The following is a 13,115-nucleotide window of genomic DNA, read 5'->3' as shown; positions in this document are numbered from 1 at the left end:
CATATAACCCTATCAAAAAATCCATCACCCACTAATAATTATTGCCAATTTTTTCGAATTTTGTATTCTCTAAATATTTTTCCTGAAATGAAGGATGGGCTGCCAACTCAAAATGACCGACTGTGGCTAATATACCCGGGGTTGCGGAGCGTACGGGCCGAGAGAGTAAATAATTTGTGGAGCCTGCCCCGGCCGCATTACCGATGGAACGGATAGGAACATTCTCGTATTTGGGAAATAAACCAACCACTTGGGCATTATCGGCATCAATATAATTGCCGAACGCGCCGGCAATAAGGATTTCATCCAAATCCTCTCCGTGCATGCCTAATTCGTCTAATAATAAAACACAGCCGGTGTAGAGGGCACTTTTGGCTAATTGAACGGATCGGATATCCCTTTGATCGATATAGATCCTGCCCTTGTCAACTGTTTGATCTTCGTCTGTGAGATAAAAAACCCTGACCCCGTCGACGGTATCCAAATTGTCTGCAAACCCGGCATTTTCCGGTGAGCAGATCTCCAAATAATTCTCCCGGGTCAACATACGCCCCTGTTCAGTGATCAGACCGGCTTTAAACATTTCACCGATGGCGTCGACGATCCCGGAACCGCATATCCCTTTCGCTTTTTCCTTGCCAATTACTTCAATTTTAACCGCACCGTTAGCCAATTTGACACGTTCGATGGCGCCATTGGTACCGCGCATGCCATAATGGATCGTTGCCCCCTCCAGAGCAGGGCCGGCCGCACACGATGTTGCCAGCCACTTCTTGCCATTACCAAGCAGAATTTCGCCATTGGTCCCCAGATCAATAATTAATTTCTTTCCTTTAAGCTCCGACTCTGGCAAGGCCAGCAGAACCGCAGATGTATCCGCTCCGACAAAACCACCGATCAGGGGAAGAAAATGAACGATACCGTGAGGGTTGATCCCGATGCCAAGTTCTTTTCCGGATGCTTCAACATCACCTAAAATAACATTTTTATAGGGTGATTTGCCTAAAGACCCGGGATGCAATCCAAGAAATAAGTGCTGCATGGCACTGTTCCCGCAAATAACCAGTGTATAGATATTCTCCCGTTGAATGCGATTTTCCTGAACAGCCTGGTCAATCAGGTCATTGATTGTATTGACGACTTTCGATTGCAGCAGGTGTATCCCATCCGGATGATTAATGGCTGCCATGATCCTGGAAATAACATCGGCGCCTTCGGCAATCTGCCCGTTGAGAGCGGAATACGTACCTAATTTCTTGCCATTGTTCAAGTCAAACAGATAAATAACCACCGATGTACTGCCAAGGTCAGCCGCTAATCCGTAATTGTGAGCGACAGTATTATTAATTTCAATATCCAGTACCGTATTATCTTTCATGGTAAAGGTTAATCCCTCGGTATCTTCCCGCTGCATCAGGACTGACAATTTTTGCAGTAACGGCAATTCCGGTGTTTGAAGATCAGATCCCAGCTGGATAGCAATGTGCTCCCAATCCCCTTCATAGGCAGGTGTCTTTAACGCATTTCTATCTAAAAATATTTTCCGTATGGATGATTCAATCACGATATCTGTTTCCAGACTCTCCGTTAATATGGTTGCTTGATGAATAATATTGTCATCCGTGAGATAGACAATCAGTCCATCGCTTACTTTTTCCTGGCAGGCGAGTACTTCCTGCCGGCGGCCATCTTTTTCGATCTCAACCTTACATTTTTGACAGGTCCCCTTGCCGCCGCATACTAAATCAAGCGGATATCCGAGTTTTGAACTCACAACAGCGATGGTCTCATTCTCGTCAGCGTGTATCTCTGCATTTTGGTTGGGAAATAATACTTTAATCATGATTTAGTCCTTTCACGATAATTATTTTTTATATAAACGCTAAGATATTCTGAAATAAGAATGCTGTACTCGTATTTGACGAAGAAAGGCAAATATCGAAGTATGATGACAAAATTAAACAAAAAAACTTACAAGTTATATACAGGATATATTGACTATTGAAAATGGTGATGATATATTATAAACACAAAGAGCCTGTATATACAATAGTATACAATATTTTTCATTTATATTATACCTTATCCGGATATGTTTTTGGTATACCTGCCAACCATTTATCCGGATATCCCATGCACTTATTATCTTATTCTAACCATTTTATTAAGAAAAGGGGGATATTAATGGAGAACGCTTTTAAAAAAGCGATGCTGGATCCTAACGAGTTCATCGTTACTTGGGAGCTTGTACCCGGTCGCGGCTCAAGTGAAGTGTCTCAGGAAAAAGCACTCCTTTTGGCTGAACAGGCGGCTAAAGGGAAAAAGGTCCATGGTGTCAGTTTGACGGACAATCCCGGCGGTAACGTGGGTATCCAGCCTGAGGGTATTGGCCGAGAGATAAAAAACCTCGGTATGGAAGTCCTGATTCACCTGGCCTGCAAAGATAAAAACCGTACCCAGTTGGAAAGCCAACTCGATTCATTGGAACGTTCCGGTCTTCATAATCTACTGGTACTGACCGGAGACTATGACCTCGGGAACGTTTTCGGACGTCCGAAACCGGTATTTGATATGGATTCGACCCAGCTTCTGAAGATGGTAGCTAAAATGAACGACGGTTTAGAGCTTCCCACAGCCAAGGGCAGTACGAAACTTAAACCGACTCATTTCTATGCCGGTGCGGCTGTTTCGCCTTTTAAAGCAACAGAAGCGGAACAGATGCTCCAATACTCCAAAATGAGAAAAAAAGTGGAAAACGGTGCCCAATTTATTATTCCTCAGGTCGGTTATGATGTTCGAAAATACCATGAATTATATCAATATGCCAAACACAATAATATCAATGCCAACCTGATGGGAAATATTTATCTGCTGACCTATGGTGCGGGTAAAGCCATGAACATGAATAAAGTCCCGGGCTGTGTGGTTACGGATAAACTGGTTGCTGAACTGGATCAAGAAAGACAAAGCAGCGACAAAGGCGCAGCAGCCATGCTGGAAAGAGCAGCCAAACTCTTTGCTATTCTTAAAGGTATGGGCTATAAAGGCGTTCACCTCGGTGGACATAATACCACCTATGAACAAATCGAATATGTTATTGACCGCGGCAATGAACTTGCTGCCAATTGGCTGGATTATGTCAAGGAATTTGATTATCCGCAGAAAAACGGCTTCTATGTCTATGCTAAAGATGAGAAGACCGGTTTAAATAAGCCGGAAAAATCCAATGACTACGGCAAAAGTGATTCGAGCTTTAATCTTAACTATAAAGTTTCCAGAATGGTTCATAAAATGCTATTTGTACCCAACAAAGCATTTTTTGGTCCGATGCAAAGTATTTGCCATGCTGTCAAAGATTCCGCAATGGAAAAGCCCTTTCACGGTATTGAGCATTTCGCCAAATCCTGCCTGTATAACTGTCAGGATTGCGGAGACTGCGCTCTGACCGATGTGGCGTATGTCTGCCCCATGGGGAAATGTCCTAAGAACCAGCGTAACGGCCCGTGTGAAGGCAGTTATCACGACTGGTGTGAAGTTTATCCCAATAAGCAGAAGTGCGTTTGGGTCCAGGCCTATGACCGTATGTCACGCTACGGTGAGGAAGAGAAGCTCAATTCCTATCATGTTGATCTGTACGACTGGTCAAAACAGCACACATCCGGTTGGATCAACTTCTATGAAGGGGATGACCATTCCGCGGAAAGACTCAAAATCAAGCCGAAAGCAAAAAAGAATTCGGATAAATAATATATCAGAATAGTAAGAAAAATCCTTGTTTCATGTCATATTTTTCCTTTATAACAAGGATAAATACAGGTATAATTGGAGTTGGAGAAATGGAAAAGCTATTTAAAGCACCTTCGGAGATTACTGAAGGGTTTGTTGAGATCGGGAAAAACAAGTCAAATTCACCGGCATTCAGACTGCTTTTACTGGGTATACTGGCTGGAGCCTTCATCGCTTTTGCGGCGGAAGGCTCCAATGTAGCCATTCACACCATCGCCTCTGTCGGTGTTGGCAAGGCCCTCGCCGGTGCCTTATTTGCCACCGGGCTGATGATGGTCGTTATTACAGGTGCCGAGTTGTTCACAGGGAACACGCTCATTGTGGTCTCGCTTCTGCAGAAGGAATCCACCTGGCTTAAAATGCTTCGGAACTGGGGTATTGTTTACATCGGCAACTTCATTGGATCGATGCTGATTGTTTTATTTATCATCAATTCGAACCAATTTGGTTTTTCAGCCGGACTGTTAGGCGGTTTTTCAATTAAAGTTGCTGCCTACAAAACAGGGTTAACTTTTTCACAGGCTTTCTTTATGGGGATCCTGTGTAACTGGCTGGTCTGCATGGCTGTCTGGATGGCTAGTGCGGCTAAAGACATTACCGGAAAACTCTTAGCCATCTTCTTCCCGATTTGGTTATTTATTACCTCCGGTTTTGAACACTGCATCGCCAATATGTATTATATCCCTGTGGGGATCCTGGCCAAAGCCAATCCGACATGGGTCGCTCAGGCTGCAACGCTGGGTGTCACCCCGGAAAAACTGGACCACTTGAATTGGGGCACCTTTATTACCGCCAATCTGATCCCGGTTACACTCGGTAACATTATCGGCGGCAGTCTTTTCGTTGGAATCTTCTATTGGTTAAGCCATATGTACCAAAAGAAATCAACAGCGCATGTCAACGTTGATAATCTTGTACAAAAAAAATATGATAGTGCTTTTGAAAAAGCTAAATAAAGTTGAGCAAAAGCGCAAATAATCTAAAAAAAGGGGGAAAAAACACAATGGCTTTTAAAAGTGATATCGAAATCGCCCAAGAATCAACCATGCTGCCTATCCTTGAGGTAGCCAAAGAACTGGAGATCCCGGAGGATTATCTGGAATCCTATGGCAAATACAAAGCCAAAGTCGACTACAACATCCTTACGGAAAAGGGAAATACTCCTGACGGGAAACTGATTTTAGTTACCGCTATCAACCCGACTCCTGCCGGCGAAGGTAAGACCACCACATCCGTTGGTTTAGGAGATGCGCTCCACTACCTCGGCAAAAAAACAGTTATCGCCCTGCGTGAACCATCCTTAGGCCCTGTATTCGGCGTTAAAGGCGGCGCAGCCGGCGGCGGTTATGCTCAGGTTGTTCCGATGGAAGACATCAACCTGCACTTCACCGGTGACTTTCATGCGATTGGCGCAGCCAACAACCTGATTGCTGCCATGCTCGACAACCATATCCAACAAGGTAACGAACTGGATATCGATGTCCGCAGAATTACCTGGAAAAGATGTATGGATATGAATGACCGTCAGCTCCGCTCCATGGTCAACGGCCTTGGCGGCAAAGCCAATGGCACACCGCGTGAAGACGGCTTCGACATAACGGTTGCTTCTGAAATCATGGCTATCCTCTGCCTGTCCAGCGATATTGACGACTTCAAAAAGAGAGTTGAAAAAATCATCGTCGCTTACAACCGCAAAGGCGAGCCTGTTACTGCCGGCCAGCTGAAATGCCAAGGTGCCGTCGGTGCTCTGATGAAGGATGCTTTAAAACCGAACCTGGTACAAACCTTAGAACATACTCCCGCTTTCATCCATGGCGGACCTTTCGCGAACATCGCCCATGGCTGCAACAGCGTCATGGCGACTAAGATCGCTCTAAAACTCGGCGACTATGTCGTAACCGAAGCTGGTTTCGGTGCGGACCTCGGTGCTGAGAAATTCATCGATATCAAATGCCGTTTAAGCGGTCTGCGTCCGTCTGCCGTTGTTATCGTCGCTACTGTTCGTGCGCTCAAATCCCACGGCGGCGTAGCCAAAGCCGACCTGAACAACGAAAACCTGGAAGCTCTGAAAAAAGGCTTACCGAACCTCTTAAAGCATGTTGAAAACGTCACGGTTAACTTCGGTCTGCCGGCTGTTGTCGCCATTAACAAATTCCCGCTCGACACTGCAGCCGAACTCGCTATGGTTGAAGAAGAATGCAAGAAACTCGGCGTTAACGTGGCTCTTTCCGAAGTTTGGGAAAAAGGCGGCCCTGGCGGCAAAGCCTTGGCTGAAGAAGTCCTGCGCCTTGTTGACACCCCGAATAACTTCCAGTTCGCTTATGACAACAACATGGGTCTCAAAGACAAGATCACCGCAATCGCTACCAAGATCTACGGCGCTGACGGTGTTGACTTCATTGGCTCCAGCTCCGCTGACATCGAGAACATTGAAAAAATCGGCTTCAAAGATGTTCCCGTCTGCATGGCTAAGACTCAGTACTCCCTGTCTGACGATCAGAAGAAATTAGGTCGTCCGAGCGGCTTCCGGATTTCGATCCGCAATGTTAAAATCTCTGCCGGCGCTGGTTTTGCTGTTGCCCTGACCGGTGATATCATGACCATGCCTGGTCTGCCGAAAGTACCTTCCGCTGAAAATATTGATGTTGACAGCACAGGTAAGATTTCCGGCTTATTCTAAGATAAATTAAATAGTATAAAATGAGAATGCGAATGAGATGGCAGCTAGGTAACCTACTACCATCTCATTCTATCAGTAGTAGGTTTTTATTTTCAAAATATATTAAAGGAGATGGATAACATATGACGATGTTAGACCAAAGCTGTAAAGATTTTGTTCAAGTCCTTTCTACGAAAGAACCCATCCCCGGCGGCGGCGGTGCTTCCGCTTATGTAGGCTCTATTGGTACTGCTCTCGGTGTTATGGTTGGCAGTCTGACCGTTGGCAAGAAGAAATACGCTGATGTCGAAGCGGATGTTCTTGTATTGATGGAAAAAGGCCACAAAATTATCGCCAAACTTCAGGAACTGGTAATGGAAGACGCAGATGCGTTCTATCCTCTTTCCCAAGCATACGGACTGCCTAAGAACACAGAAGAAGAAGCCCGTATTAAAGAAGAAACCCTGCAGAAAGCATTAGTTAAAGCCACGCTGGTTCCCCTCGATATTGCCAGATGTTGTGCCGAGGGCATTGATCTCCAGGAAGAATTCGCTCAAAAAGGAACGCGGATTGCCATCAGTGATGTCGGCGTTGGTGTTACTTTCCTCAAAGCCGCTCTGGAAGGTGCAAAACTCAATGTTCTGATCAACACCCAAATCATGAAAGATCAGGATCTCAAACAAAAGATTGAAACCGAATTAAATGACCTTGTCACGAAATATACTGCGAAAGCGGACAGAATTTTTGCTGACGTTCAGAATGCAATCACAGGAGGTAAATAAGACATGAGTCAAATACTTAGCGCTAAACCCGTTGTTCAAGCAATGAAAGAAAATCTTCAACAGGAAGTTGCGGCCCTCAAAGCGGAAGGCACCAATCCCTGTCTCGGAATCATCCGCGTCGGCGCCCGTCCTGACGATGTCTTCTACGAAAACAGTGTCATCAAGAATGCCGAAAATATGGGAATCATCGTCAAGACTTACCCCCTCGACCTGGACATTACCATGGAAGATTTCACGAAAGTCATGACCGATGTCAATAACGATCCTTCCGTTCACGGAATCCTTCTTTTCAGACCGCTTCCGAAACAGTTGGACGAAGAAGTCATCAAGCACCTGATTTCTGCTGACAAAGATATTGACTGCATGAATCCGCTGAACCTTGCGAAAGTATTCGAAGGCGACGAAAGTGGTCTTCTCCCATGCACCCCGGCGGCTGTTATGGAAATGCTCAGTTTCTACGGCTTTAATCTTAGCGGTGCCAATGTCGTCGTCATGGGCCGCAGCCTTGTCGTAGGCAAACCCCTGGCTATGATGCTCTTAAAGCAAAACGCCACAGTGACTATGTGCCATTCCAGGACCAAAGACATGCCGGAAATCTCCAAAGCGGCAGACATCATTGTTGCTGCGATGGGCAAAGCAAAAATGATCGATTCCAAGTATGTCACCGATCAGACAGTTGTCATCGATGTCGGAACAAATGATGCCGGCGACGGTACCTATTGCGGCGACATCGATTATAATGATGTTGTCGATAAGGTCAAAGCGATCACGCCTGTTCCGGGTGGTGTCGGCTCCATAACAACGACAATTCTGATGAAAAACTGTGTCAGAGCCGCTAAAAATAAATAGTAACTATTGACCATCAGCGAAAGCGGAGTTATACTATGCGTATACATGTATATACATATTTGGCTATACATGTATATACAAATAAAAGGAGCGTCGTTTTCAATGATTATTATTGGTGAAAAAATCAACGGAACTATCCCTATCGTCAAGCAAGCGATCGAAGCCAGAGACGCGGAATTTATCCGTAAAAGAGCAATCGATCAGACCAACGACGGTGCTGATTTCCTTGATGTCAGTGCCAGCACAACCCCGGATATTGAAGTAGAAACCTTAAAATGGTTGATGGAGGTTATCCAGGATGCTGTTGAGACTCCGCTTTGTATTGACAGCCCCAACCCGCATGCGATCGAAGCCGTATTCAAGTATGCGCAACGACCTGGTTTGATTAACTCCGTATCCATGGAAGGTGACAAATGTGATGTCATTTATCCCTTAATTCAGGGAACCACCTGGGAAGTCATCGCTTTGACCTGCGACAACGACGGCATCCCCAAAGATGTCGATACGCGTGTCCGCATTGCCAAAGAAATGGTCGAAAAAGCAGCTGAATACGGTATCACCCCGGACAGAATTCATATCGATCCGCTTGTCATTGCTTTGGCTACCGATAACAAGTCGATGTATTCTTTCCAGGAAAGCATGACCCGGATTAAGGAGCTTTACCCGACGATTAAAATCACTTCCGGCTTAAGCAACATTTCATTTGGTATGCCGCTGAGAAAAGTGGTTAACCAAAACTTCCTTACCCTGGCTACTTTCTTCGGTATGGACTCCGCCATTATGGATCCCTGCAGCAGAGATATGATTGCAACCCTACTTGCAACGGAAGCGCTGATGGGCAAAGACAGAAACTGCAGAAAGTTCAGCACGGCCTTCAGACAAGGAAAAATCGGACCCGTAAAATAATATGAAAATACCAACAAAGCCAGGTGGATTGGCCATGCAAGAAAATATATTGATTGATGCTCATATTCATCTGGCTCTGGATGGTATCGATTTCAAGCAAGCCAGACTTAAGCATAAGGATACCCCTGATTTAAATATCCTCCGAGCTGTTCTTCGAAAATATAAATCTCTTGGCATTCGATTCCTTCGCGATGGCGGCGATAACCTCAATGTATCTCTATACGCCAGAGAACTGGCTATGGAGGAAGGAATGATTCTCAGAACACCTGTCTATGCCCTTTACAAAAAAGGGCGCTATGGCAGCTTTTTGGGGAGACCGATTGCCGATATGGCAGAATTCAAAGATGAATTCGCCAGGCTTCTGTCTTTCAAACCGGATCATCTGAAAATACCCTTCACTGGTATTATGGATTTTAGTCAATTTGGTAAAGTGGATGCCATTAATTTTACTTTTGATGAACTTTATTATATGATACAATCGGCTAAGGATAAAAATCTGAACGTCATGGTTCACGCTTACACAGCCGTTGCCGTACGCATGGCTATATTGGCAGGAGCAGATACCATAGAGCATGGTTATTTTCTGACTGATGATGAACTTTATCTTATGCTAGAGAACGATACGGTTTGGGTTCCTACGTTAGCTCCGTTAGGAAATTTAGTCAAACAAAACGACTTACGCTTTAAAAATGAGATACAAATCATTGAACAAATCTACGCCGCCCACACGCAAAAAGTAGCAAAAGCTTTTGAACTGGGCGTTAGAGTAGCTGCAGGAAGCGATGCGGGGTCTCATGCTGTTTGCCATGGCAAAGGATTTTTTGATGAACTTGATCATCTTGCAAGTACTGGCATCAAGAAAGAAACAATCTTATCCGCGGCTCGTGTCAACGGGATGAAAGCTTTAAACCTCGAGCAACACGATATCGCTATTGTCTTCAATAACACAGACGAGGTCGGTGGAGCATCATGAGTACGATGATTATCAGCTGTGAAATGTTAAAAGGTGAGCTCTCTGCAGCACTGGGAAAAGCCAAGCTTACCTTGCCAGTGATTTGGGTTCCCACAGAATACCATAATGATCCAAATAAACTCAGAGAAAAACTACAGCACGAAGTTGACAACGCGCCGCCTTGTGAAAATATTCTTTTAGTCTACGGCAGCTGTGGGCTTGCGACTGTAGGCCTAAAGGCTACCACTGCGGATTTATTTATTCCTAAAGTGGAAGATTGTATTGAAATAATGCTAAGCAAAGAAAATCAAAAGTTCGTAAGAAAAGCGCGAACTTACTTCTTAAGCAAAGGCTGGCTTGAAAGCTCGAATAATATTCTACATGAGCATGAACGCGCACTGGAAAAATACGGCGAGGTCAGGACCAAGCGAATATTTAAAGCCATGTTGAAAGAATATAACTATCTGATGTTTATCGACACGGGTATCTCAGACTCACGGGAACTGTGTTCTCATACAGCAATGACAGACAAAATTGCCTCAACCTTTGATTTAGAAGTCATAATGGAAAAAAATGATATGTGGCTTTTGGATGAACTTATTACTAAGCATAACAGTAATCACTTTATTTATATTCCTAAAGGTCAAGAAATCACGATGGATCATTTCTCCAGTGTCAGCCGCTAGTATACCGTTCTTATAATACATTTAGCAATTATTCGTATCGATTTTATTTTTTGTTCTAATTTGTGATAATTTTTACAAACTAAGTTTGAAATATGTATATACAGTTCTATACTTGCCTGATATAATGATGGTGTTACAATAATCTATATATACGTATATATACAATTAAAACGGTTGATAATTCATTTCATGCATTTCACACACCATTTCAGTTCTTTTACAACAGAATTATATGCTTGTGAAATAATTAATTATATACTATATAGACAAAACAATTCTGAAATATCTGTAAATTCTGTGCTCCCTATTACCTAGTAACTTCATATTAGGTACACTTTTTATATAAATTATTAACTGATTGTTGCAGGTTACGATTTCTCAACAACACACAAGTTAATAAATTTGAGGAGGAAATCGCAATGGACGAAAAAACAAAAGTACCCGAAGAGAAAAAGGTACTCGATGAAACCACCATCTCATTGGATCTGGCGACGCAGGAAATGTACAAAAAGGCTGCGGAAAATGGCTTAGATACCATGTGGGACAGAAAAGCCGCTCTGAAAACCCAATGCGGCTTCGGTGAACAAGGTGTTTGCTGCCGAATTTGCCAAATGGGTCCTTGCCGGGTCAGCCCGATACCGGGTAAAGGGGTTCAAAAAGGGGTCTGCGGCGCGACGGCCGATGTCATCGCCTCCCGTCATTATGCCCGTATGGTCGCTGCCGGTACCTCGGCTCACTCCGACCATGGCCGGCATATCGCCCACGTGCTTCATTCCATCCGTCCAGACGGTGATTACAAAATCAAGGATGAAAAGAAACTGCTGAACTTGGCGGCTGCTTGGGGTATTGAAACTGAAGGCAAGGATATTTATGCTATTGCCCATGAACTATCCGAGGCGGCTTTATACGATTTTGGCAGACCGTTTGGCAACATGACACTGCCTACGAGCTTACCTGAACAGAGAAAAGCTGTCTGGCAGAAGAACAAACTGCAGCCGGAAGCCATTGATAAGGAAGTCGTTTCTATATTGCACGCGACACATATGGGATGTACTGCTGATGCTGAAAGCATGATAAACCTATCGATGCGAACCTCACTTAGCGATGGTTATGGCGGCTCCTATATCGGAACGCAATTCAGTGATATTTTATTCGGAACGCCCATGCCGCGCGAGCTGGAAATGAATCTGGGTGTTATCGATAAAGGTATGGTCAACATTGTATTGCACGGACATGATCCATCTTTATCGGAAATGATCGTTCTCGCATCTGAAGATCCCGAACTGAAAGCGCTGGCTAAAGAAGTCGGATCTGAAGGCATTAATCTCGTTGGTGTCTGCTGCACCGGCAATGAGGTTGCTATGCGTCATGGTATCAAAACGGCGGGTAGTTTTAATCAACAAGAGCTGTGCATTGCCACCGGCGCCGTTGAAGCAATGATTGTTGACGTACAGTGTATTTTCCCTGCGCTTGCTCCTTTGGCAAAATGTTTCCACACAAAATTCATTACAACATCCAGCACTGCTAGAATCACAGACGCCATGCACATTGAGTTTGATAAAGATAACGCTTTGGAATGTGCCAAAGGAATAGTCCGCGTCGCCATTGAGAATTATAAGAACAGAGCTCAGGATAAGGTTTCAATACCTGACTATAAACAAGTATCCCGAATCGGCTACAGCAATGAAGGTATTATCAACCAGTTAAATCTTGTCGTCAACTCCTATACTCATAAACCAGGTACATTCGAACCGCTGGCTCAGTGTTTGGTCTCGGGTGTATTAAGGGGGGCCGCCGGTGTTGTTGGCTGTAATAACCCGAAGATTAAAGGTGACAGCAGCCACGTTACACTCATTAAAGAGCTACTGGCCAATGATGTCATTGTGGTCGTTACCGGTTGTGCTGCTCAGGCCGCTTCTAAAGCGGGACTTCTCAGTGATGATGCGATTAAATACTGCGGCGAAGGCTTAAGAAAAGTATGCGAACTGGCAGACATTCCGCCTGTCCTGCATATGGGCTCCTGTGTCGATAACAGCCGAATTTTGAATTTAGTCGGTGAAGTGGCTAAGATCCTTGGTCTGGATATGAGCGAACTTCCTGTCGTCGGCGCAGCCATGGAATGGATGTCGGAAAAAGCTGTTGCCATCGGCACGTATGTCGTCACCTCCGGTATCGATACCTTCCTCGGCGTTATCCCTTCGGTTACAGGAAGCCCTGAAGTAACTGATATCTTAACCAACCGTTTGGAAAACAGCGTTGGGGCGAAATTTTTCTTTGAGACCAATCCTGAAATAGCCGCTGAAAAAATCTTAGCTCGGATTGAGGAGAAGAGAACACATGTTGATGCCCTTAACAATCAGAGAATGAATGTTCCGGGGTATGATGATTTAACTCCGGCAGGGTTTTAATATTCATCCTGACGCGCTATCGAAAAACAGAAAAAAACCTTCAATGTATGATTAAATATCTATCCTTTAATGCAAATTAACCTTATG

Annotated in this window: 10 protein-coding genes; 9 read left to right on the top strand and 1 reads right to left on the bottom strand. The window is 44.5% G+C overall.

Annotation, left to right across the window (positions count from 1 at the left end; translation table 11 throughout):
• Positions 1-31 precede the first annotated feature (31 nt).
• Entirely contained in the window at positions 32-1,843 is a 1,812-nt protein-coding gene (locus tag LPY66_RS02365; RefSeq protein WP_337986528.1) for an ASKHA domain-containing protein, read from the bottom strand.
• 341 nt (positions 1,844-2,184) lie between these two features.
• Between LPY66_RS02365 and LPY66_RS02360 the strand changes: the two genes are divergently transcribed.
• The 9 genes from LPY66_RS02360 to cooS all read left to right on the top strand — a co-directional run bounded on the left by LPY66_RS02360 (position 2,185) and on the right by cooS (position 13,028).
• A complete protein-coding gene (locus tag LPY66_RS02360; RefSeq protein ID WP_337986527.1) occupies positions 2,185-3,747 on the top strand; it encodes a methylenetetrahydrofolate reductase C-terminal domain-containing protein in 1,563 nt (520 codons plus the stop codon).
• Between the two features lie 89 nt (positions 3,748-3,836).
• Positions 3,837-4,742, top strand: a complete 906-nt coding sequence (locus tag LPY66_RS02355) for a formate/nitrite transporter family protein (RefSeq protein WP_337986526.1) — start codon at positions 3,837-3,839, stop codon at positions 4,740-4,742.
• 47 nt (positions 4,743-4,789) lie between these two features.
• Positions 4,790-6,466, top strand: coding sequence for a formate--tetrahydrofolate ligase (locus LPY66_RS02350; RefSeq protein WP_337986525.1), 1,677 nt, complete (start codon positions 4,790-4,792; stop codon positions 6,464-6,466).
• 128 nt (positions 6,467-6,594) lie between these two features.
• On the top strand, positions 6,595-7,227 hold the full coding sequence (locus LPY66_RS02345; protein ID WP_337988004.1) for a cyclodeaminase/cyclohydrolase family protein: 633 nt from the start codon (positions 6,595-6,597) through the stop codon (positions 7,225-7,227).
• Positions 7,228-7,230: 3 nt separating this feature from the next.
• Positions 7,231-8,076 (top strand): bifunctional 5,10-methylenetetrahydrofolate dehydrogenase/5,10-methenyltetrahydrofolate cyclohydrolase, encoded by an 846-nt coding sequence (locus LPY66_RS02340; RefSeq protein WP_337986524.1) that lies wholly within the window; start codon positions 7,231-7,233, stop codon positions 8,074-8,076.
• A 102-nt stretch (positions 8,077-8,178) separates the two neighbouring features.
• Entirely contained in the window at positions 8,179-8,982 is an 804-nt protein-coding gene (locus tag LPY66_RS02335; RefSeq protein WP_337986523.1) for a methyltetrahydrofolate cobalamin methyltransferase, read from the top strand.
• Between the two features lie 34 nt (positions 8,983-9,016).
• Positions 9,017-9,955 (top strand): amidohydrolase family protein, encoded by a 939-nt coding sequence (locus tag LPY66_RS02330; protein ID WP_337986522.1) that lies wholly within the window; start codon positions 9,017-9,019, stop codon positions 9,953-9,955.
• Entirely contained in the window at positions 9,952-10,620 is a 669-nt protein-coding gene (locus LPY66_RS02325; RefSeq protein WP_337986521.1) for a DUF1638 domain-containing protein, read from the top strand. Before LPY66_RS02330 ends, LPY66_RS02325 begins: the two co-directional genes overlap by 4 nt.
• A gap of 419 nt (positions 10,621-11,039) precedes the next feature.
• Complete coding sequence (gene cooS, locus LPY66_RS02320) at positions 11,040-13,028, top strand: anaerobic carbon-monoxide dehydrogenase catalytic subunit (protein ID WP_337986520.1); 1,989 nt, start codon at positions 11,040-11,042, stop codon at positions 13,026-13,028.
• The last annotated feature ends 87 nt before the right edge of the window (positions 13,029-13,115 follow it).

It is taken from the genome of Dehalobacter sp. DCM (assembly GCF_024972775.1).
In the GTDB taxonomy this organism is placed as follows: domain Bacteria; phylum Bacillota; class Desulfitobacteriia; order Desulfitobacteriales; family Syntrophobotulaceae; genus Dehalobacter.
Note: the sequence above shows the minus strand (reverse complement) of the source record. Positions and strands in the feature narration are given on the sequence as shown.